The following is a 21,558-nucleotide window of genomic DNA, read 5'->3' on the forward strand; positions in this document are numbered from 1 at the left end:
GCAGGGACGGACCCGGATGAGCTCCCGACAGCCGGTCGGGCGGCGCGCCCAGTGGCAGTCGAGCCGGGGAGGGCCCTGTTCACCGGGTGCCCGCCTCTTTCATGCCGCCGGTGTCCCGGGCGCGCCCGCCCACGCGGGCGGCGGTCCGGATGACGGCCTCGGTCACGGCGTCCGGGTCCTCCAAGGGCAGGACATGACCGGCGCGGGGGATCGAGGTGAACACGGCGTCCGGCAGCGCGGACGCCAACTCCCGTCCCAGCTCGGGCCGGATGACCCGGTCGGACTCGCCCGCGAGGACCGCGGCGGGCAACCGGACCTCGGCCAGCGCGGCCCGCAGGTCCATGCCCCGGGAGGTACGGAAGCAAGCAGCCCGCACCTGCGGTGTGGTCGCGGCGAACACCTGCCGGTTGACCTCGCGGAGCCGGGGGGCCAGTGACGTGCCCGTCATCTGCCCCAGCAGGGCCCGCCCGAGGCCCGGTCGGCGCAGGGCCCACGAGAAGAGCGGCGCCTCCATCATGCGGGCCTCCTTCTCCGGGGTGTCCTGATCATGCGCGGCCGAGGCGACCAGGACCAGGCCCACCGGACGGGCCCCGGGCTCGGGTGCCGCGGCCAGCGCGAGCGCGGCGAACCCGCCGCCGGAGTGCCCGACGACGAGCGGCGTGCCCCCTGCGTGATGGACGACCGCCGCCAGGTCCGCGTTCATCGCCTCGGTGGTCACCTCCGAGGCGCCCACGGTGGAGGCGCCGTGGCCACGCAGGTCGTAGGCGACCACCGGGAAGCCGCTCCGCAGCAGCCGGTCGGTCACCGGGCTCCAGATCCGGCGGCTGCCGCCCCAGCCGTGCGCGAGCACCACCACGGGCCGGTCCTCGGCGCCCCGCTCCAGCGGCTCCAGGACGGAGACTGCCAGCCGGGCCCCGTCCTTCGTACGCAGGAACGTCTCGCCGGGGGCGGGAGCCGGAGCGGGCCCGGTCACCGGGAGACTTCCGGGGCCGGGGCGGCGGGGGCCGCCGGCGACGGCGCGGCGGACAGCAGACGGCTGAGCCGCGCGAACGCCGCGCGCGTGGCGCGGGTGTGCTTCGCGTCCATGTCCACGAGGTTCGCCAGGACGGCGAGCGCGCCGTGCGGCTGGGCCCGGAAGCGCATCGCGAGCCGGGTACCGCCGTCGTCGAGCGGGGCGAGGGTGAACTCCGCCGTGCCCCGGAACGCCCCCTCCACGTACTTCAGGGCCAGGCGCCTGCCAGGTTCCACAGCGGTCGTGCGCGCGGTGAACCGGATCTTCTTGCCCCCTTTGTCCACGCCCTTGGTGTGGACGGTGACCCGGGTGAGCGCGCCCACCCGGGCCGGGGTGCCGTTCACCGGCTCGAAGGTGTTGTCCGGCACCCACCACCGGGCGTCGCCCGCGAGTTCGCCCATCAGGGCCTCCCAGACAGCGCCCGGACCGGCGGCGAGCAATGCCTCGTCGACCAGGTCGTATCTCTTCAACTGCTCTTCCTCCTCATGGGATCGACGGTGACGGGCCGCCCTCGAAGGGCGGCCGGGCCGTGCTCGGTCAGCCGAAGAAGCCCTGGCCGGGGGTGAGAACGTTGCCGGGGTCGAAGCGCTGCTTCGCCTTGCCCAGCGTCTTGTAGGAGGTGCCGAAGTGGCGGCGCCAGTCGTCGGTGGTGAGGTTCGGCACCGCGCCGACGAGGTAGCGCTTGGCGCCCATCGCCACCGCCCGGTCGTACAGCCAACGGTTCTGCTGCATCATGCGGTCGATGTCGGCGGCTCCGGTGCCCGGGTGCGGGAAGCGCAACAGGTCGAAGAGGTAGCCCACCCGGTCGTCCGGCTGGACGGCCATGGGCGCGGTGACAGCGGAGGTGAGGTACGGGTAGCTCAGCAGCACGCCCGCGCCCAGATCGTCCGGTGCCAGTTCGCCCTCCACCATGCGCAGGAAGCGCGCGGCCGAGGAGCGCGGCAGGAACAGGCTCAGCCAGGGCTTGGGCTGGGCCCAGTGTCCGGCGTCCTTCAGATACGCCTCGAAGCCGTCGAGACGGAAGAGGTAGTCGCGCAGCGCGTAGTCCTCGATGAGCGCCTCGGCGCGCAGGTCCTTGAGGCCCCTCAGCAGCCGGGCGCGGTCCGGGACGCGGCCGCCGGAGTACGTGGCGACCGCCTCGATCTTGTAGCGCCATCCCGAGTCGTCCGGCCGCCGGACCATCTCACCGCCCTGCATCTGGAAGCGGTGGTCCGCCAGCAGGATTTCGGAGTCCTTCATGAAGGCGGCGACGTTGTCGTAGAGCAGGCTGAAGACGGTGGCGCGTTCGGCGGCGGGCACGGTCCGCAGGGTGACCTGGACGATGACGCCGACCTGTCCGCCGCCCGCCAGCGCGGTGCGGAACAGTTCGGGCTGACGGCTCGGTGAGGTGGTGACGACCTCGCCGGTGCCCGTCACCACGACCAGCGACTGCACGGTGTCGGCGATCAGACCCTCGGTACCCATGGTCAGGCCGATGCCGCCGACGCTGAGGGTGCCGCCGACGGAGAGCGGCAGGTAGTCGGGCAGGGCGGGAAGCGTACGGCCCCGGAGCAGCAGGTGGTCGGTGATCTCCGCGAACGTCGCGCCGGCCTCGACGGTGATCGAGGCGGAGCCGGTGGACAGGATGCGCGCCATGCCCCGGGCGTCCACCGCGATGCCCCCGGGGACGGCGGCCTGGCCGTAGCAGGAGTGGGACTCCAGGTCCCCGCCGGTGCCGCTGCGGCCGCTGACGGCGAGCTTGAGCTTGTTGGCCCGGGCGTAGCGGATCATCACGGCGATGTCCTGGACCGAGCCGGGGGTGAGCACCGCCCATGGAACCGTGCCCGTCACCAGACGGCCGAAGTCGTGGGAATAGGAGCCGAACTGGGAAGTGTCGGTGGTGAGGGTGCCGTCGAGGTCGGGCACGGGCACGACGCGGTCGCCGGTGCGTCGGGCGGTGTCGGCGGCAAAGGCCCAGCTTCCGGTGGTGGCGTTCCAGCCGATCACGGCGGCGGCGGCGCCCACCGTGCCGAGGACCGCTCTGCGGGAGGGAGTGTGCAGGTTCATCGGGGAAACTCCGTGTCTCGTCGGTCGCGGGTACGCGGTTCGGTCGCGGTGGCGCGGCCGTCAGGAAGCGGTGTGCGCGGGGGCGCGCAGATCCTCGCTGGTGCTCAGCAGGTGCTCGGCCGGGTCGAAGCGGCTGGTGGCCCGCCGGAAGCGCCAGGTGTAGGTGGGCCAGATCGAGGGGTTGCGCCCGTGCTCGTCGAGGTACCAGCTCCGGCAGTTGCCCGCGTTCCACACGGTGCCCTCAAGCCGCTGGTCGAGTCGCTCGTTGTACGCCCGCTGGGCCTCGGGGAGCACCTCCACGCAGGCCAGCCCGCGCTTGTTCATCATCTTCAACGCGTCGAGGACGTAGGCGATCTGCGCCTCGATCATGATCACCTGGGAGGAGTGGCCCAGGGTCGTGTTGGGGCCGAGCATCATGAAGAGGTTGGGGAAGCCGGCGACACCGGTTCCGCGCAGGGCGCTCATGCCCTCGCTCCATGTCTCCTCGAGGCTCACACCGTCCCGTCCGAAGAGGCGTTCCGCGATCGGCCGCTGTACGGCTTCGAAGCCTGTCCCGAGGATGATCGTGTCCACCGGCCGCTCCTGGCCGTCGGCCGTGACCACCGCGTCGGCCGTGACCTTGGCGATGCCGTCGGTGACCAGGTCCACGTTGGGCTGCTGGATCGCCGGGTAGTACGTGTTGGAGAAGAGCAGGCGCTTGCAGGCCAACACGTAGTCGGGCGTCAGCACGGCCCGCAGCCGCTCGTCCGGCACGCTCGTCTTCAGGTGGTCGGAGGCCATCTTCTGCATCTTCGCGGCGACGGCGGGGCGCGCCATGACGAAGGCGAGGATCTCCCGGCCCCACATGTTGAAGTTCCGCCGGAAGCGCTGGTAGCCGGGCACGGAGGTCAGCAGCTTCGTCTGCAGGGCGCTGTTGACCTTGTCGTTCTTGGGCCCGATCCAGGGCGGGGTGCGCTGGTAGAGGTCGAGGTGGCCGACCTCCGGCTGGATGGCGGGCACGAACTGGATGGCGGAGGCGCCGGTGCCGACCACGGCGACCCGGCGGCCGGTGAGGTCTACGTCATGGCGCCAGCGGGCGGAGTGGAAGACCTCGCCCTGAAAGTCGGCCAGGCCCGGGATGTCGGGGATGGCGGGTTCGCTGAGGTAGCCGGTGCCGGTGACGAGCACCTGGGCTGTGTAGTCCCCGCCCGTGGTGGAAATCCGCCAGCGCTTGCGCAGGTCGTCCCAGCGCGCCTCGGTCAGCTCGTGCCGGAAGCGGATGCGGGAGCGCACGCCGAACTCGTCGGCGCAGTCGCGCAGGTAGGCGAAGAGCTCCTGCTGCTTGCCGAAGGTGCTCTTCCAGCGGGGGTTCGGCGCGAAGGAGAAGGAGTAGAGGTGCGACATCACGTCGCAGGCACAGCCCGGGTAGGTGTTGTCCCGCCAGGTGCCGCCGACCTCGTCGGCCCGTTCGAAGACGAGGAAATCGTCGATGCCCTGCTGGAGCAGCCGGATCGCCGTTCCCAGCCCCGAGAAGCCGCTGCCGATCACCGCCACCCGCAGGTCGCGTGCGGAGTCCGGAAATGTCTCGGTCATGCCCGTCACCCCTTGCGGACCAGCGTGAGCCGGAAGTTGTTGAAGAAGCGGTCCTCCAGCGTGTACGCGAAGATGTCCAGGTAGCGCTCGAAGCGGGCCACCACCTCCTCGTTCTCCAACGCGACCGCCTCGTCGCGCCGTTCGGCGAGCCGGCCCAGCCAGGCGCGGCACGCCCGCGCGAACGCCTCGCGCTCGTTGACCAGTTCCACGACCTCGAACAGGCCCTCGGCGCCGGCCGCCAGCTCGTGCAGGTGCGGGATGTGCATCCCGGTGAACTCGGAGCGCTGGAGGAACTTCAGGTCCGCCAGGATCTTGCGGCCGATGGGCTGGGCCTCGGCGGTCATCGTGTGCAGCACGAACCGGCCGTCCGGCACCAGTGCCTCGTGCACCTGCTGGAAGAAGAAGCGGTAACGCTTGGTCCGCTCCTTCGGAGGGAGGCTGGAGGGGACGAAGTGCTCCAGGGCGTTGACGCAGAATGCCGCGTCGTACGCGCCGGGGGCGTGGTGCTCCGACCAGCTCTCGACCCGGGTGGTGACGGCCGGGTTGCCCAGATCCGCGATATACGCCGCCTGGGTGCGGCTCAGAGTGAGGCCGACGGCCTCCCGGACGCCGTGCTTCGTCGTCAGGCGGTGGACGAGGGTGCCCCAGCCGCATCCGATGTCGAGCACGCGGTCCTTCCCGGCCGCGTGCGCCAGGTCGGCGAACACGTCGAGCTTGCGTTCCTGCGCGACGTCCAGGGCCTCGACCAGGCGCTCACCCGGCTCCCAATAACCCCCGCTGTACATCATGCTGGGGCCGAGCAACAGTCGGTAGAACTCGTTTCCCACCTCGTAGTGGTGGCGGACGGCGTCCACCTCCGGCTCCGCGGTGTGGGAGGCAATCGTCGCCATCCTCGCCCTCTCCTCGCAGCTTCGACCGTCGGGCACCCGCGCGTCGCGGCGGCCGTCCGGCTGTCTGAACCGTGCTGGGGCTGAGCCAAGCCGATCGGCGCAATTCGGCCGCAACAGCGTTGTGTGACCGCCTTGTTGCGGTCGGGTTGCGAGGGACGGCTTTCATGCGGACACACGACCTTCCGTCGCGTTCAGAGAGGAACAACCATGGCACTGCCGACCGTCGAGGAACTCGCGCAGCAGCTCGCCGTCGTCTCGGGGGCCACCGAGGTGACCCCCGACGCGCCGATCCAGCACATCGCGGATGTGGACTCGCTGGACCTGATGGAGTGGCTCTACAACTTCCAGAACCAGTACCCCGACATTCCCGCGGACGAGTCCCTCTTCGCGGACCTGGACGACACCACGACCATGCGCGACGTGTACACCAAGCTGCTGGAGCACCTGCCCCAGCCGGCCGAGCGGTGACGGTACGTCACATGAGTGGATTCGACATCGCGGGGTGGGGCAAGGCCCTGCCCGAACGGGTCATCACCAGTGCCGAGCTGGCGGACCGCTTCGGGGTCGACGAGGACTGGGTCGTCAGCCGCTGCGGCATCCGCGAGCGGCGGGCGGTCGACCCCGGTCAGACCACTGCCTCGCTGGCCGTCGAGGCGGGCCGCGCGGCCTTGGACAAGGCGGGCCTGACCGGTGCCGACATCGCCCATCTGATCGTGGCCACGGCCACCCCCGAACAACCCTCGCCCGCCACCTCCGCCTTCGTCCACCATGAACTGGGCATCGGCGGCGGGGCGATGGACGTCAACTCCGAATGTGCGGGCTTCGTGTACGGCCTGGTCACGGCCATGGGGTTCCTCCGTATGGACCGCCGCCCGATCCTGTTGATCGGCTCGGACACGCACACGCTGACCGCCGACCCGGCCGACCGTGACCTGTCCATCCTGGTGGGCGACGGCGCGGCCGCGGTGGTACTCGTGCCGGGTCCGGAGGATCCGGTACTGGCGTGGAACCTGGGTGCGGACGGCTCCTGCGCCGACGCGCTGAAGGTGCCCGCGGGCGGCAGCCGGATGCCCACCACACCGGAGACGGTCGCGCAGGGACTCCACTACGCGCAGATCAAGGGCAACGAGATCTACCTCAACGCGGTCCGCTACACGGTCCGCACGGTGCGCGAGACCCTGGAGAGCGCCAAGGTCCCGCCCACTGAGGTGGACCACGTCGTCCCGCACCAGGCGAACATCCGGATCATCAACTCCGTTCTCCAGCACACCGGTCTGCGGCCGGAGTCCCTGGTGACCAACCTGGAGCGGTACGGCAACACCGCCTCGGCCTCCATCCCGCTGGCGCTCACCGAGGCGCTGGAGGCAGGACGCATCCGGCCTGGGGAGCTCGTGCTGTTCGCGGGCTTCGGCGCGGGGATGACCTGGGGTTCGGTGCTGATGCGCTGGGGAGGGGCCGCGTGAGCGGACAGGGGGCGGGGAAGCGCCCCGACGCGCCGGTCGCGCTGGTGACCGGCGCGTCGGGCGGGCTCGGGCAGGCGCTCGCGGTCGAACTCGACGCGTTGGGCTGTCGGGTGGCCGTACACTACCGCCGTGCTGCCGACCAGGCCGATGCGGTGCGCGAGAAGCTGACGCACGACGCGGTGGTCGTCGGCGCGGACGTGGGCTCGTGGGAGGCGACCCAGAAGCTGTACCGGCGCGTCGAGGAGTCCCTCGGGCCTATCGATGTCGTGGTCAACAACGGGGCGATCCGCCGGGACGCCCTGATGGCGATGCAGTCCCCGGACGACTGGCACGAGGTCATCCGAACCAACCTGCTGGGGACGTTCCACACCAGCCGGGTCGCACTGCCGCACATGTTGCGGCAGCGCTGGGGCCGGATCATCAACGTCGTCTCGCCCTCGGGCCTGATCGCCACGGCGGGTCAGACAGCGTATTCCGCCTCCAAGGCCGGGGTCATCGGCATGACCCGGACGCTGGCCGCCGAGTGCGGCCGGCGCGGGGTCACGGTGAACGCCGTCTCACCGGGATTCATGATCACGGGCATGACCCAGGACCTGCCGGAACGGATCATGGACGACATGGCACGCAAGGCGCCGGTGCCGAGGTTCGTCACGGTGGAGGAGGTCGCCCGCAGTGTCTCGCTCTTCCTCGACCAGGACTGCATGACCGGTCAGGTGGTCAGCATCGACAGCGGGGTCTCCGTCATGTGAGACGGGACCCGCGGCGATGAGTCCGGGAGGGGCGCGTGGGAGCGCCCCTCCCGGATTTCGTGCGGGTCGATCGGGTTCTGGGTGGGGGTGGGTCCGAAGCGGACAGGTCCGGGATTCCGGCCGTACGGGCAGGTCCGGAAACAGCCGTACGGGCAGGTCCGGAAACAACGGTGAGCCGGGGGGCCGCGGACGCCGGTCCCGGCGTCCGCGGCCCCCCGGCTTCCGGTGTCAGCTCAGCGCGTGCGACGGCACCGCCTGGTGCGGTGACGGGACGGGCGGGGGCATGGGCCTGGAACTGCTCAGCAGCCCCAGGTAGGCGGCCTCGCTCTCCGGGCTGGGGTCTATCCCCAGCTCCTCGGCGAGCACCGTGCGTAACTGCTGGTATATCTGCAGGGCTTCGGCCCTGTTGCCGGCCAGCCGGTGCGCGGTCATCTGACACCGGTAGGCGCTCTCTCTGAACGGCGCCTGGCGCACCGCCTCATCCGCGTACCGCAGGGCGTGATGCGTGTCGCCCAGCGCGGAGGACGAGCTACTGGCGGTCTCCAGCGCGGAGACGCGCACCTCCTTCAGCCGGCCCCGGACCGAGCCGACCCACTCGCCCTCGTGGGAAGCGAGGAAAGGTCCCCGCAGCAGGGACACGGCCATGACGGCGAGCCGTTGCGCGGTGGCGTGGTCACCGTTGCGGTACGCTGCCGCCGCGCTGACGGCGGCACTCTCGGCGCGGTCCACGTCCACCTGGGCACCCTCCGGAAGCCGCAACAGATAGCGCCCCCCGCGGGCGATCAGAAGGGGCTCGGAGGTGGGTGACTCCTCGGACAGGAAGGCCCGCAGGCGGCTGACGACGCTGCGGAGGGCCGAGGCCCAGGTGCTCGGCGGGCCGTCCGGCCAGATGGTGTCGGCGAGCTGTTCCCGGTCGATACCGGTGGGCCGCTCGACGCAGAGCCGGGCGAGAGCGATCTGAGCCTGGTGACTGGAGAGAACCTGGGGGGCCTCTCTGTCGTGTTCGATGGACACAAGGCCGACAAGCCTGATGAGCACGGCTACTCCCCCGAGAGTTTGAGGCGGCCCCCACCGGTTTGGCCGAGGGAAGCCGACTTGCTGTCGTGTGGCGTGCTGGTGGTGCGTACGGCCCCGGTCCGGCCCGCGCCCCTGAACGGCGGACTTGTGGATTCCGCGAGAGGAGGGAGCCGGAGCGGAAGGGGCTTTACAAAATCCTCCCCAGAACTGAGTAAACATCATTCTCGTTCAAAACAGTGGTGTGTCAACTGAGCTGTGAATCGGTAAAAGTTGAATCACGACGCATATAACTTTCCATATGCGAATCAGTCGGGTGGCTACTTGGTCTTGCTCCCGTGTTGCGCCCTCATTGCGTGGTGGACGTTGAATTCGAGGCACGACGGTTCCGTTGTGCCGGTGCGCAATGGACGCCATGAACGAGAGGACGTCCGATGGCTTCCGCAGGGTGGGGGAGAATCGCGTACAAGCTCGACGCTACTCGGCGTCGCGTGGCCTCGCTGGAGTGGGGCGCCGAGCGCCGCAACAGCTTCGTCCCCTACACCGCCGAGCGCGACTCGGCCTACGTCGACCTGGACGGCCGGCGTCTGCTGATGATGTCGGGCTACAGCTACCTCGGCCTCTCCGGTGACGAGCGAGTGGTCTCCGCCGCCCAGGAGGCCGCCGCCCGATACGGCACCGGCAACCACGGGGTGCGCGCGCTGGCGGGTTCCATCCCGCTCCACGAGGAGCTGGAGGCCGAGATCGCCGAGATCGCCGAGCGGGACCGGGCCATCGCCTTCGGCTCCGGCTACGCCGCCAACGTCGGGACGATCGGTGCGCTCGTCGGTCCCGGCGACACCGTCTTCGTCGACAAGTACGCCCACGCCAGCATCGTGGACGGCTGCCGGCTCAGCGGTGCCACCGTGGTCCGTTTCCGGCACAACGACACCGAGCACCTCACTCGGCGGATGGAGGCCGCCGCACCCGGCGGGGTACGCCTGGTGATCGTCGACAGCGTCTACTCGATGGACGGTGACATCGCCCCGCTGCCGCGGCTGCGCGAGGTCTGCGACGCCCACGAGGCATTGCTGATGGCCGATGAGGCCCACGCCCTCGGCGTCATCGGCCGCACCGGCATGGGCATCGAGGAGCACTTCGACCGCGAGGTGCGGGTGGATGTCAAACTCGGCACCCTCTCCAAGGCCATCCCCTCCATGGGCGGCTGGGTCGCCGGGTCGGCCGAGCTCATCGGCCATCTGCGGTACGCCGCCCGGCCGTTCCTCTTCTCCGCCGCGCTCGCCCCCGCGTCGGCCGCCGCCGCCCTGGCGGCGTTGCGGGTGCTGCGCGCCGAACCGGAGCTCGTCGCCCGGGTCCAGAGCCACGGCACCCGCTTCCGGGATCTGGTCACGGCGGGCGGGATGCGGATCGGCGACAGCGAGACGGCCGTCGTCCCGCTTATCGCCGGTACCGATGAGGCTGCCTACGACCTGGCGACCGCCGCCCGAAGGCTGGGCGTCATCGGCCTGCCGGTGGTGACCCCGGCCGTCCCCCGCGACCTGGCCCGGCTGCGCATCGCCGTGACCGCACGGCACACGGACGCGGACATCGAATTCGCGGCCGAGGCCCTCCTCAAGGCTGCGGGGGAGTGCGGCCTGCCGACCGCCTGACCGGAGCCGCCCGGCCCGAACCGAAGGGCTCCGGGCCGCGACCCCGGGGCCGTACGGGACCCGACGCCGCACCGGACCCCGCCGGGCGACCGCCCCGGAGAGCGGCGGGAAACAGGCTGTGCTTGCTTGCTCCGGTCGGCCCGAGACCACCGGAGAGTGAAGGAGAGAACAGACCATGCGTACTCCGGCAGGACGTCCCGCCCGATCGGACGTGGCCATCAGCGGCATGGGTGTCGTCACCCCGGCCGGCTGCACCACCGAGGAGCTGTGGACCGCCGTCTCGGCCGGCCGCTCCCTCGCCGCCGACCTCACCCACTTCGATGTCGCGCAGCACCGCATCCGCATCGGCTGCCGGGTGCGCGGCCTCACCGACGCCGACCGGGACCACCCCTGGCAGCGGGTGCTGGCGAGCAAGGACGCCCAGCGGCTCGATCCCTTCGCCCGGTACGGGCTCGCCGCCGCCCTGGCCGCGCACGCCGACGCCGGGCTTCCCGAGGCCTCCGCCGCCCGTTGCGCGATCGTGGTCGGCAACGCCGTCGGCGGGCGCACCACCAGTGACCTGGAGTCCGTGAACTTCGCGGCCCGCGGCCCCCAGGGCGTCCGCCCACTGATGCCCCTGATGACGATGCCCAACGCCGCCGCCGCGCAGATCGCCCTTCAACTGGGCTGGCACGGGCCGGCCCTCACGGTCAGTACCACCTGCGCCAGCGGCGCCGACGCCATCGGCCTGGGCGCCGCGATGCTCCGGGACCACCGCGCGGACATCGTGATCGCCGGGGGCTGCGAGGCGACCCTCACCCCGATCACCCTCGCCGGTTTCGGCAACCTCAACGCCACCTCCACCCGCACCGACGCCGCGACCGCGTGCCGCCCCTTCGACGAGAGCCGGGACGGCTTCGTCATGGGAGAGGGAGCCGCCTTCGTGGTCCTGGAGCGGGCGGAGGACGCCCGGGCCCGGGGTGCCCGCCCGCACGGCCTCGTAGCTGGGCACGCCGCCACCTCCGACGCGTACCACCTCTCCGCCCCGCACCCCGAAGGCGCCTTCGCCGCCGATGCCATGTCCGGTGCCCTCACCGACGCCGGGCTCGCCCCCGCCGACATCGCCCATGTCAACGCCCACGGCACCGCCACCGTGCACAACGATCGCGCCGAAGCCGCCGCGCTGGCCAAGGTGTTCGGGCCGTACGGGCTTCCGGTGACCGCCAGCAAGGGCGTCATCGGCCACCTCATCGGAGCGGCCGGGGCCGTCGAACTCGTCGTCGCCGTCCTGTCGATGAACGCGGGCGCGGTGCCGCCCACCGCCAACCACACACGAACGGAGCCCGAGATGGAGATCGACGTGGTCCACGGCGCCCCGCGGCCCGTCGCCCTCGGCCCGGCACTGACCAACTCCTTCGGCTTCGGCGGCCACAACAGCAGCCTGGTGGTGACCCCCGCATGACACTCCCCGGACCCCTCCTCGACCCGGCCGCCCCGCCGTTCGACCCGGCGGCCGCCCACCGCTACCGCACGGTGACGCGCCAGGCCCTCGGCCGGGCGGAGCCCGCCCGCCCCGACGCGGGCCCCCTCGCAGCCTTCGTGCTCACCCACCCGCTCGCCGAACGCACCGTCGCCGACCTCGCCGCCGGGCACGGCCCGTACGCCCTGGTCCACCTTGCCCAGGAGATCGAGCTGCGCGCCCCGCTGCTGCCCGGCACCGCCGTCGACGCCCGCGCCGAGGTGCTCGGGGCACGCGTCGAACTCAAGGGCACCCGCCTCGCCCTGCGCACCCGCCTCACCGACCGGAAGGCCGGGACCCCGGTCGCCGACCTCACCACGCACATCCTGCTGGTCGGCATCCGCGCCACCGAGCCGCACGGCACCCTCGCCACGGCCCCCGCGCCCCGCCTGGAGGCGCCCGGTACGCCGGTGAGCCACGCCGTCGCGATCGACCGGGAGTGGATCGCCCGCTACGGCGAGGCCGCAGGGGACCTCAACCCGGTCCACCTCGACCCGGCGGCCGGCCGGGAGGCGGGCTTCCCCGATGTCATCGCCCACGGCATGGCGCTGGTCTCGCTGGCCGTCGAGGAGATCACCGAGCGGTACGCCGACGGGCACGCCGACCGCGTCCGGGCGCTCGGCGCCCGCTTCGCCCGCCCGGTGCTCCCCGGCACGGAAACGGCCCTCGAACTGACCCCGCCGTCCGCGCCGCCCGGCCCCGGAGACACCGTCCTGTTCACCGTCCGCTCCCAGGGTGCCGCTGCCGTCAGGGGCGGCTGGGCCCGCCTGGGACCCGCAGAGGGAGGGCACCGATGACCGACCGACACGGCGAGACCGCCGAGGCCGTCCTGCGCTGGGCCGAGAAGACCCCCGACGCCCCCGCCCTGTGGTGGAACGGCACCGCCACCACCTACCGCGAGCTGGCCGGCGAGACCGCCGCCGCCCGCGCCCGTCTCGCCGGGCATCTCCCCGCCGGCGCCACGCTCGCGGTCCTCGACACCAAGGCGCCCCGGACCGTCGCCACCGTTCTCGCCTGCCTCGTCTCCGGCCACCCCGTCCTGCTCCCCTCGCCCACGCTGCCGCGCGACCACCTCGCCGCCGTGACCGCTGAGGCGGGCTGCGGGTACACCCTGACGGGGGAGACCGTCACGGCTCTGCCCCCGCAGCCCGGTGACGCCCGCAAGCAGGCCGTCCCGCCGGGCACCGGTTTCGTCCTGACCACCTCCGGGTCCACCGGAACACCCAAGGCCGTCCCCCTGCCCCACGACGGCGTGGACGCCTTCACCCGCTGGGCCGCCGACGCCTTCGGTATCACCGAGGGAACCCCCGTCCTCAACTACGCTCCGCTCAACTTCGACCTGTGCCTGCTCGACGTGTGGACCACGCTCGCCCACGGCGGCCAAGTCGTGCTCGTGGACCCAGCGGTCGCCGCCAGTGGCCCCCGCCTGGTCGGCCTGCTGCGCGCCCACCGGATCGAGGTGGTCCAGGCGGTACCGCTCTTCTACGCGCTGCTCGCCGCCGCCGCGCGGGCCGAGGGAGGCGGCCCGCTGGAGACCATGCGCCATGCGGTCTTCACCGGGGACGTGATGGCCGAGCGGCCCCTCGCCGACCTCACGGCCCTCGCCCCGGGCGCGCGACTGCACAACGTCTACGGCTGCACCGAGACCAACGACAGCCTGATCCACGAGGTCGACCGGGACCGGCCGCTGCCCTCCCCGCCGCCGCTGGGCCGCCCGCTGCCGGGCGTGCACGTCCGGCTGCGGGACTCCGAGGGCCGCCTCGTCACCGGCCGGGGCGAGCTGGAGGTCTCCACGCCCTTCCAGAGCACCGGCTACCCCGACCGGCGACGCACCGCCGAGAAGTTCATCACAGACCCGGCCGACGGCTCGGACGAGGGGGTGCGCTGGTTCCGTACCGGCGACCTGGTCGAGGCCGACGCCGACGGGGTCCTGCGGCTCGTAGGACGCCTCGACCATCAGGTGAAGATCAGGGGCGTCGCCGTCAACACCGCCGAGGTCGAGCAGGTGATGCTCGACCACCCCGACGTCGTGGAAGCCGGGGTGACCACCCTGCCCGACCCCGTCGAGGGCCGCCGCCTGGTCGCCGTGGTCCGGCTGGAGCGCGACTCGACCGCGACCAGCCTCGACCTCAAACGCCATTGCTCCGCCCGGCTGCCACGTGGTTCGGTGCCCGCCACCCTCGTTCCCGTACGCGAGCCTCTGCCCCGTACCAGCACCGGGAAGGTGGACCGCCGGGCCTTGGCCGCGCTCCGCCCCGCCGCGCCCCAGGCGCCGGCCATGTCGGTCGGCACCCGGTCCTGACTGCCGCGTACACGGGCACGTCCCGCACGAACACGCCGTACCGGCACGCCTGTGCGCGTACCCCGTACGAAAGCTTCCGCACCACCACGCCCGTACGCACACCTCTGTACGAACACCCTGTCAAGGAGAGCCTCGTGAGCAACGCCGACCAGATCAGCGAGTACATCGTCCGGGAGTTCCTGCCCGACCTCACACCCTCCCAACTGCCGTACGACCAGAACCTCCTGGGCGACGGCGTCATCGACAGCCTCGGAGTCCTCAAGTTGATCGCCTGGGTCGAGCACCACTTCCAGCTCGCCGTCGGCGACACCGACCTCGACCCGGACAACTTCCGCAGTGTCCAGGCCATCGACGCCTACATCGCCCGTTCCCGGGGCGCCTCCGTCACGGGTAGCTGAGCCGTGCACCCCGCTCTCGTCCCGCTCGTCGACCGGCGTGCCCCGGCAGACGCGGACAACTGGGACACGCTGTGGCAGGCACTGGCCGACGGAGCGCTGGACCGCGCCGACGTCCTCGCCCTGCTCGCCTCGCTCACCGCTGCGCTCCCCGACGGCCCGAGCCTGCTCACGCTCCTCGACTCGCTGGACCGGCGCCGCCCGGCCCCGCCGGCCGTGCCCTGGCCCGGCACCGTCAACGTGGTGGGCACCGGGGGCGGGCCCCCGACCGTCAACCTCTCCACGGCGTCCGCCCTGGTGGCCGCCGCCACCGGCGTCCGGGTCGTCAAGTCCGGTTCGCGCGCCCACACCGCGCGGACGGGCTCGGTCGACCTCCTGGACCGCCTCGGCGTCCCCCTCACCTCCTCCCTCGATCACACCGCCGACCACCTGGCCGCGCACGGCATCGCCTTCACCGGCCCGTTCGTCTACCCCGGCCAGCTCGCCCGGCTCGCGCTGCTCGCGGTCCCCACCCCGATGCGGGTCTTCGGCCGCTTCCTCAACACCCTTGGCCCCTTCCTGGCCGTCGTCCCCGTGGCCGCCCAGGTCACCGGGGTCTCCGCGGCCGAACCCCCGCCCCCGCTCCGCACCCTCGCCGCCCGGCCCGGCGGCCCCGTGACCTGGCTGACCACCAACGCGGCGGGCGCCGACGAACTCCTCAGCGTCACCGACAACACGATCCACCTCCCGGGCGGCGACACGCGCATGCTCCGGGCGGGCGAACTGGTCCCTTGTGAGGGCACTCTCGACGACCTCGCCCCCGTCTCCCGGGAGGAAGCGGCCGACCACTTCCGGACCGTCCTGACCGGCCGGGCGGGCGCCCCGCTGCGCGCCACCCTCCAGCTCAATGCCGCCGCGCTCGCCGTCGCATCCGGCCACCGCGACGACTGGGCCACGGCCGTCGCCGAAGCCGGCGCCGCGCTCGACGACGGGGCCGCGCTCGGACTGCTGGAACGCCTCACCACGACCCGCGCGCGAGGAGTGAGCCGCGTTGGCTGAGTTCACCCAGAGGTTCTTCGGCGAGGCACGCGCCCGCGCCGAACTGGGCCTGGCCGTCTTCCTGAACGCCGGGGACCCGCCCCTGTCCGTCCTCAAGGACTGCGTCGCCATGCTGGACGAGTCGGGCATCGGCTGCCTCGAACTAGCCGTCCCCTTCCCGGACTCGCCCACCGACGGGCCCGTCGTACGGCGCTCCGCGGACCGGGCGCTCGCCGAAGGTGTGGGCCTCGCCGAGACCCTGGCCTTCGTCGCGGCCGTACGGCCATCCCTGAAGCGCCTGCGCATAGCCCTGCTCGCCGACTGGAGCCACACCCTGCGCACCGCGCCACCGACCGACTACGCGCGGGCCGTGGCGGACAGCGGTGTCGACGCCCTGCTCGCCCACGGTCTGCCACCCCGGCTGCGTTCCGCCCACCACGAGGCGCTGCGCGAGGCCGGACTGCCCGAGGTCACCACCTGCTACCCGGCGAGCCCCCCGGCCACGGTGACCGATGCGGCGGCCCACGCCACCGGCTACCTCTACCTGATCGCCCGCTACGGTCGCAGCGGCAGCGGCACGCCCTCCGCCGGCCACGCCGGACTGGCTCCGGTCGTCGGTTTTCTGCGTGACCTCACAGCTTCCCCGATAGCCGTCGGCTTCGGGGTGTCGACCGCCGAGGACCTCGCCTCCGTCGCGCTGAGCGGCGCGGACGCGGCGATCGTCGGTTCCGCCGGGGTGGCGGTGATGGAGCGGGCCCGCGAGACCGGGGCGGACCCGGTCGACGCCTACCGCTCCTTCATCGCCACCCTCACCACAACCCCCACGTGCCGAGGAGGATATCCGTGATCATCCGCCAGCTCGAGAACGCCAAGACCGTCGAATGGGGCAACGGCCTCAGCCGCCGCTTCATCGTGGAAGCCGACGGCCTGGGCTACAGCATCACCGACACCATCGTCCTGGCCGGAACCAAGTCCCGGTTGCAGTACCGCAACCACCTGGAGACCTGCTACTGCATCGAGGGCTCAGGGGAGGTCGTGGAGTTCGACGGCACGAGCCACCCACTGAGACCGGGCGTCCTGTACTCGCTGAACGATTACGACCCGCACTATCTGATCGCCTCACCCGACGAGGACATGCGGCTGGTCTGCGTCTTCGCCCCCGCGCTCCAGGGCGACGAGGTCCACAACCTGGACGAGAACGTCTCGTCGGCCTACTAGGGCGTGCCGGACGCCGCGGGGCAGGCGGGACTTTCGAAACACGCCCCAGCCGACCGGTTCAGCGGGCGACCAGGTCGTCACGCATCCCCCGCCCGTAACCGACCGAGGCCACCCGCACGGCCCGTACGGAAGGCTCCGCAGTGAGGCACCGCAACGAAGATCAGCAGGCGCTGAGCGCAGGCATGGCCCAGTGGGGCAAGGCCCTCAGCGAAGGACACGTCGAGGCGGACGCGCGGTCCGCCTTCGACCCGGCCCGCTGGCGGCTGGTGAGTGGGAGCGGGGTGCTGGGGCTGCCCTTCCCCGAGCGGTGGGGCGGCGCCGGCCAGTCCCTCGTCACCACCCTCCACGTCCTGGAGACCCTGGGCGAGACCTGCCGGGAGACCGGCCTCAACTTCTGCGTGACGACCTCGATGGCCAGCACCGGGGTGCCGCTCGACGCCTTCGGAACGGACTCCCAGCGGGAGCGCTTCCTGCCGGGAATCTGCTCCGGGGAGCTGATCGGCGCCCACGCCATCACCGAACCCGACAGCGGCTCGGACGCGATGGCGATGACCACCCGGGCCGAGCGGGACGGCGCGGACTACGTGCTCACCGGCGGCAAGGCGTTCGTCAGCAACGGTCCGATCGCCGACGTCTTCGTCGTCTACGCCCGTACCCACCCCGACGGCGGTCCGCTCGGGACCACCGCCTTCCTCGTCGAACGCGGTACGCCCGGCCTCTTCGTGGGCGAGCCGACCGCCAAGATGGGCCTTCGGACCGCCCCGTTGTCCACCCTGCACCTCGACGGCTGCCGGATCCCGGCCGACCGCGTCCTCGGCCGGGCAGGCGGCGGGCTCCTCGTCCTCGACCACGTGATGAAGCGCGAGATCCTCTTCGGCTTCACCGTCGGCCTGGGCGAGATGCGCCACCGGCTGGGGCGCGCCGTCGCCTACGCGCGCGAACGCCGCGCCTTCGGCCACCCCATCGGTGACTACCAGGCGGTCTCGCACCGAGTGGTCGACATGAAGATCCGCACCGAGACCGCCGCGAAGTGGCTGTACGACACCGCCGAGCGGCTCACGGCGGGGGAGGACGTCACCGCCGACCTCGCCATCACCAAGATCCTCGCCAGCGAGGCCGCCCTGTCCACCAGCCTCTCGGCGATCCGCGTCTTCGGCGGCGCGGGCTACCTCTCCGAGGCCGGCCTGGAGAAGGACCTGCGCGCCGCCGTCGCCGGCACCCTCTACTCCGGCACCAACGACATCCAGTACAACCGGATCGCCTCGACCCTGGGGCTCGGGGGATGAGCGCACCGCACCGGTCCGGCCTGCCGCCGGGGCACCGGCCGCTGCTGAAGGTGTGCGGGGCGACCCGCGTCGAGGAGGCCACCGCTGTCGCCGCGCGGGCCGATCTGGTCGGCCTCTGGTACGGCGTCGAGGGCGGCGCCCACGACCTGCCCGCCGCCCTGCCCGAGCTGGCTGACGCCGTCCGCGCCGGGGGCCGGGCCGAACCCGTCCTCGTCACCTTCCTGCATGACGCCGACCGGCTCGCGCGGGCGGCCCGGGCCGCCCGCATCCGCTGGATCCAGCTCCACGCCTACCAGCCGCCCCGGGCCGTCGCCGCCCTGCGCGCCGCGTTGCCGGACGCGGTCCTCGTCAAAGCCGTGCACGTCGTCGACGGGAGTTGCGCCGAACGCCCTTTCTTCGGGGCCTACGCGCGGGCGGGCACCGACCTGTTCCTCGTGGACGCCGCGACCCCGGGCGGCGGGGTCGGCAGCACCGGCCACCATCTCCCCCCCGAGGTGCTGGAGCCGCTGCTGCCCGCCCTCGGGCTGTCCTTCCTGCTCGCCGGGGGCATTACCGAGGCCGACGCGGCGCGCGGCCCGGCCCTCGGGGCGCACCCCGGCTTCCGGGGTGTGGACGTGGACAGTGCCGCCCGGGGCGACGACGGCCTGCTGAGTGCCGACCGGGTCACCAGCCTGGACCGCGCCTGGACGGGGGCGGACACAGGATCGGGAAGCCCGCCGGGGATTCACGCAGGGGCCGGTCAGAGCGCCCGGTCCCGTACGGACGCCCCTCCCGCATCCATCACCCCGCGAGGGAACCTGACATGACCCAGCCCCTGCCCTTCATCTCCGCGCTCCTCGGCGCCGAGCGCCCCCTGATCATGGAGGTGAAAGCCCGCGACGCGCACGGCGGCAACCTGCTGCGGGGCCGCGCCCCCGGCGACCTGGCCGCAGCCTACGAGCGGTCCGGTGCCCCGTGCGTCTCCGTCGTGACCGGCCGGTGGTTCGGCGGATCGGCCGCCATGCTGACGGAGGTCACCTCCCGGGTCCGCGTCCCCGTGTTGCTCAAGGACTTCGTCACCCGCCGCGACCAGATCGCTGCCGCAGCCTCGGCGGGTGCCTCGGCGGTGCTGCTGACGGCTGCACTGCTGCCGCGCGAGTCTCTGGAGGGCCTCTCCCGGGAGTGCCAGGAGTACGGCCTCACCCCCTTCGTCGAGATCACCCGCGCCGAGGAGGCGGCCGGTCTGCCCGACCCGCACCGCTGCGTCATCGCGGTCAACAACAAGGACATCGCGGCCAAGGAACGCGACGCGGGAGACCTGGACCGCAGCCGGTCCCTGCTGCCCGCCGTACGGGCCGCGGGCACCCTCTGCCCGGTCAGCGCAAGCGCGGTGGGCGGTCCAAAGGTCGCTGCCGGGCTGCTGGCGGAGGGGTACGCCGCCCTGCTCGTCGGGACGGCGCTCCTTCGCGCGCCCAGCGTGGAGGAGTGGCTGCGTGAGTTCGACGCCTGCCGCGCCGGGGCCGTCGTGCCGGGGGCGATTCCGGTTCCGACGACCGCCTCCGTATCCTCCTCGGCGCCCGCGACCCCCGCCGAGCCGCCGCTTCCGGCCGGTCCCGTCGCCGAGGCGGAAGGAGCGCCCGTGTGAGCGCCGCACCCATGGAGACCGTCACCACCGGCGGCGTGGAGCGGATCGTGCTGGGACGCGGCCGCCACCGGCTCGGTGCTTGGCAGGCCGCCTCCGCCACCGGCAGCCCCCGGTCCGTACTCGTCGCGATCCATGGCCGGGCGATGTCCCCGGGCTACTTCGCCGGACCGGTCGCCCCGCACACCTCCCTGCTCGCCCTCGCCTCCTCCCTCGGCCACACCGTCCTCGCGGTCGAGCGGCCCGGCTACGGCCTCTCCCGCTCGTCACTCCCGCTCGGGCTCCCCCTGGCCGACCAGGCCCGCCTGCTGCGCCAGGCGCTCGCCGACTACGCCGAACTCCACCCGGTCGGGGCCGGGTTCTTCCTCCTCGGTCATTCCGACGGCGGCAAGACCGCCCTGTACCTGGCGGGCGAGTCGTGGGGCGAGGCCCCGGCCGAGCGCCTGCTCGGACTCGACCTCAACGGCTGCGGCTGGCACTACTCTCCGGCAGCCGCCCACTTCCCCGACACCTTGGGGGGCGGCGCGGGCCGACTCAACTGGGGCCCGCTGCGGCTCTATCCGGGCGGTACCTTCCGCGCCAGCCGCGTCCTGCTCCGCGACGTCCCGGCCGCCGAGGAGGCCGATACGGCCCTCTGGCCCGCACGCTTCCCGGGCGTCGCGGCCCGGGTGCGCTGCCCCGTGCGGCTCACCTTCGGGGAGTACGAGGGCTGGTGGTGCCTCGACCGCGACGAACTGGCGGCCGTGGCCGCCTGCTTCACCAGGACACGTCGGCCCGTGGCCGAACGCGTTCCTGAGGCGGGCCACAACCTCAGTCTCGGACTGGCCGCCCCCCGCTACCACTTGTGCGCGCTGGCGTTCCTGGAGGAGTGCCTGACGACCGTGCCGACCCCCGTCCGGTGACGACCGCGTATGCGTCCGAGCGTGTGAAGCATGGACCGCGCATCCCTCCGCCTGCTGGGATGGTCCTTCGAGTAGTGCGGACGGTGCGCTCTCGCTCGCGCACCGTCCGTCAGCAGCCGGGAGAGACCACCCGATCGACAGGACGGCAATGTGAGCCATCACCCTCCGCCCAGCCCCTCACCCTGGGCGGCACCTCCCTTCCGGCCGGCCGCGCCGCCTGGCCGCGACCGTTTCACCGGGCCGCTCCTGGTGGCCTCCGTCCTCTGCACCGGCTTGATGGCCGGGCTGTTCTTCTCCTACGACATCTCCGTCATGCCGGGCCTCGCGGAGCTGGACGACCGCACGTACGCGGCGGCCATGCAGCGCTTCAACGCGGTGATCGACGGCAGCGCGCTGTTCGGCATGGTTTTCCTCGCCGCGCTGGGTCTCACGGTCGCTTCCGCGATCCTGGCCTTCCGGAAGAAACGGCTCACGGTCGCCGTGCCACTGGTCGTCGCGGCCGTCTGCTACCTGGTGGTACTCGTGATCACCGTCACGGTCAGCCTCCCGCTCAACGCGGAGCTGGCGGCGCTCGGGAGCACGGCCACCGCCAAGGACCTCTCGGCGGTGATCGAGGACTTCAAGTCGGTGTGGGTGCCGGTGAACGTCGTCCGGACCGTGCTGTGTGTGCTGAGCCTCGGGGCGCTGTGTTCAGCCGTGCTCCGGTACGGCCGCGCGACCGCGGCCGTACCCTTCCCGCCCGTGTGACCTGCCTCCGCCCGGCGCGACGGTCCGGTCCCCGCCCGACCTCCGGGTCCGGGACCGGAATCGGGGAAATCCGCGCGTCGCACGATGCGGTGAAGGGGCGGGGCGAAGAGCCGCTTGCCGTACCCCGGGAATTCATTCGACCGAAAGCTCGGGATTTTTCGCGAGGGCGAATTCCTT

Annotated in this window: 22 protein-coding genes; 16 read left to right on the top strand and 6 right to left on the bottom strand. The window is 72.3% G+C overall.

The window, feature by feature from the left end:
* Positions 1–79: 79 nt before the first annotated feature.
* The 5 genes from V4Y04_RS28340 to V4Y04_RS28360 all read right to left on the bottom strand — a co-directional run bounded on the left by V4Y04_RS28340 (position 80) and on the right by V4Y04_RS28360 (position 5,520).
* Positions 80–973: an alpha/beta fold hydrolase gene (locus V4Y04_RS28340; protein WP_332431185.1), complete on the bottom strand. Its 894-nt coding sequence runs from the start codon at positions 971–973 to the stop codon at positions 80–82.
* The gene (locus V4Y04_RS28345) at positions 970–1,482 is read right to left on the bottom strand and encodes an SRPBCC family protein (RefSeq protein ID WP_332431186.1); all 513 of its coding nucleotides are present in this window, start codon (positions 1,480–1,482) and stop codon (positions 970–972) included. The genes V4Y04_RS28340 and V4Y04_RS28345 overlap by 4 nt, the downstream gene beginning before the upstream one ends.
* Before the next feature lie 67 nt (positions 1,483–1,549).
* Complete coding sequence (locus tag V4Y04_RS28350) at positions 1,550–3,058, bottom strand: FAD-binding protein (RefSeq protein ID WP_332431187.1); 1,509 nt, start codon at positions 3,056–3,058, stop codon at positions 1,550–1,552.
* Between the two features lie 60 nt (positions 3,059–3,118).
* Positions 3,119–4,630 carry a flavin-containing monooxygenase gene (locus V4Y04_RS28355; protein WP_332431188.1) on the bottom strand — a complete coding sequence of 504 codons (1,512 nt, stop codon included), beginning with the start codon at positions 4,628–4,630 and terminating at the stop codon, positions 3,119–3,121.
* Between the two features lie 5 nt (positions 4,631–4,635).
* On the bottom strand, positions 4,636–5,520 hold the full coding sequence (locus V4Y04_RS28360) for a class I SAM-dependent methyltransferase (protein WP_332431189.1): 885 nt from the start codon (positions 5,518–5,520) through the stop codon (positions 4,636–4,638).
* A 207-nt stretch (positions 5,521–5,727) separates the two neighbouring features.
* Between V4Y04_RS28360 and V4Y04_RS28365 the strand changes: the two genes are divergently transcribed.
* The 3 genes from V4Y04_RS28365 to V4Y04_RS28375 are packed head-to-tail and all read left to right on the top strand — an operon-like array spanning position 5,728 to position 7,732.
* The gene (locus tag V4Y04_RS28365; protein ID WP_332431190.1) at positions 5,728–5,988 is read left to right on the top strand and encodes a hypothetical protein; all 261 of its coding nucleotides are present in this window, start codon (positions 5,728–5,730) and stop codon (positions 5,986–5,988) included.
* Positions 5,989–5,999: 11 nt separating this feature from the next.
* Positions 6,000–6,983: a 3-oxoacyl-ACP synthase III family protein gene (locus V4Y04_RS28370; RefSeq protein WP_332431192.1), complete on the top strand. Its 984-nt coding sequence runs from the start codon at positions 6,000–6,002 to the stop codon at positions 6,981–6,983.
* Positions 6,980–7,732, top strand: a complete 753-nt coding sequence (locus V4Y04_RS28375; RefSeq protein WP_332431193.1) for an SDR family NAD(P)-dependent oxidoreductase — start codon at positions 6,980–6,982, stop codon at positions 7,730–7,732. Before V4Y04_RS28370 ends, V4Y04_RS28375 begins: the two co-directional genes overlap by 4 nt.
* A gap of 228 nt (positions 7,733–7,960) precedes the next feature.
* On the opposite strand, the gene V4Y04_RS28380 is transcribed toward V4Y04_RS28375, so the two are convergent.
* Entirely contained in the window at positions 7,961–8,770 is an 810-nt protein-coding gene (locus V4Y04_RS28380) for an AfsR/SARP family transcriptional regulator (protein ID WP_332431195.1), read from the bottom strand.
* A 410-nt stretch (positions 8,771–9,180) separates the two neighbouring features.
* Here V4Y04_RS28380 and V4Y04_RS28385 point away from each other — a divergent pair, with 410 nt between their 5' ends.
* The 13 genes from V4Y04_RS28385 to V4Y04_RS28445 all read left to right on the top strand — a co-directional run bounded on the left by V4Y04_RS28385 (position 9,181) and on the right by V4Y04_RS28445 (position 21,381).
* Positions 9,181–10,395, top strand: coding sequence for an aminotransferase class I/II-fold pyridoxal phosphate-dependent enzyme (locus tag V4Y04_RS28385; protein ID WP_332431196.1), 1,215 nt, complete (start codon positions 9,181–9,183; stop codon positions 10,393–10,395).
* A 175-nt stretch (positions 10,396–10,570) separates the two neighbouring features.
* Positions 10,571–11,836, top strand: a complete 1,266-nt coding sequence (locus tag V4Y04_RS28390; protein ID WP_332431197.1) for a beta-ketoacyl-[acyl-carrier-protein] synthase family protein — start codon at positions 10,571–10,573, stop codon at positions 11,834–11,836.
* On the top strand, positions 11,833–12,690 hold the full coding sequence (locus tag V4Y04_RS28395) for a MaoC/PaaZ C-terminal domain-containing protein (RefSeq protein WP_332431198.1): 858 nt from the start codon (positions 11,833–11,835) through the stop codon (positions 12,688–12,690). The genes V4Y04_RS28390 and V4Y04_RS28395 overlap by 4 nt, the downstream gene beginning before the upstream one ends.
* Complete coding sequence (locus tag V4Y04_RS28400) at positions 12,687–14,195, top strand: AMP-binding protein (RefSeq protein WP_332431199.1); 1,509 nt, start codon at positions 12,687–12,689, stop codon at positions 14,193–14,195. The genes V4Y04_RS28395 and V4Y04_RS28400 overlap by 4 nt, the downstream gene beginning before the upstream one ends.
* Positions 14,196–14,329: 134 nt before the next feature.
* Positions 14,330–14,593: an acyl carrier protein gene (locus V4Y04_RS28405; RefSeq protein ID WP_332431200.1), complete on the top strand. Its 264-nt coding sequence runs from the start codon at positions 14,330–14,332 to the stop codon at positions 14,591–14,593.
* Between the two features lie 3 nt (positions 14,594–14,596).
* Complete coding sequence (locus V4Y04_RS28410; protein WP_332431201.1) at positions 14,597–15,628, top strand: hypothetical protein; 1,032 nt, start codon at positions 14,597–14,599, stop codon at positions 15,626–15,628.
* Positions 15,621–16,454 carry a tryptophan synthase subunit alpha gene (gene trpA / locus V4Y04_RS28415; RefSeq protein WP_332431202.1) on the top strand — a complete coding sequence of 278 codons (834 nt, stop codon included), beginning with the start codon at positions 15,621–15,623 and terminating at the stop codon, positions 16,452–16,454. The genes V4Y04_RS28410 and trpA overlap by 8 nt, the downstream gene beginning before the upstream one ends.
* Positions 16,451–16,825 carry an ectoine synthase gene (locus V4Y04_RS28420; RefSeq protein ID WP_332431203.1) on the top strand — a complete coding sequence of 125 codons (375 nt, stop codon included), beginning with the start codon at positions 16,451–16,453 and terminating at the stop codon, positions 16,823–16,825. Before trpA ends, V4Y04_RS28420 begins: the two co-directional genes overlap by 4 nt.
* Positions 16,826–16,965: 140 nt before the next feature.
* Positions 16,966–18,111: an acyl-CoA dehydrogenase family protein gene (locus V4Y04_RS28425; protein WP_332431204.1), complete on the top strand. Its 1,146-nt coding sequence runs from the start codon at positions 16,966–16,968 to the stop codon at positions 18,109–18,111.
* Positions 18,108–18,917 (top strand): N-(5'-phosphoribosyl)anthranilate isomerase, encoded by an 810-nt coding sequence (locus V4Y04_RS28430; RefSeq protein ID WP_332431205.1) that lies wholly within the window; start codon positions 18,108–18,110, stop codon positions 18,915–18,917. Before V4Y04_RS28425 ends, V4Y04_RS28430 begins: the two co-directional genes overlap by 4 nt.
* A complete protein-coding gene (locus V4Y04_RS28435; RefSeq protein WP_332431206.1) occupies positions 18,914–19,735 on the top strand; it encodes an indole-3-glycerol-phosphate synthase in 822 nt (273 codons plus the stop codon). The genes V4Y04_RS28430 and V4Y04_RS28435 overlap by 4 nt, the downstream gene beginning before the upstream one ends.
* Complete coding sequence (locus V4Y04_RS28440) at positions 19,732–20,634, top strand: alpha/beta hydrolase (protein WP_332431208.1); 903 nt, start codon at positions 19,732–19,734, stop codon at positions 20,632–20,634. The genes V4Y04_RS28435 and V4Y04_RS28440 overlap by 4 nt, the downstream gene beginning before the upstream one ends.
* 150 nt (positions 20,635–20,784) lie before the next feature.
* A complete protein-coding gene (locus V4Y04_RS28445; protein WP_332431209.1) occupies positions 20,785–21,381 on the top strand; it encodes an anthrone oxygenase family protein in 597 nt (198 codons plus the stop codon).
* Positions 21,382–21,558 lie beyond the last annotated feature (177 nt).

Source organism: Streptomyces sp. P9-A2 (assembly GCF_036634175.1).
Taxonomy (GTDB): Bacteria; Actinomycetota; Actinomycetes; order Streptomycetales; family Streptomycetaceae; genus Streptomyces; species Streptomyces pratens.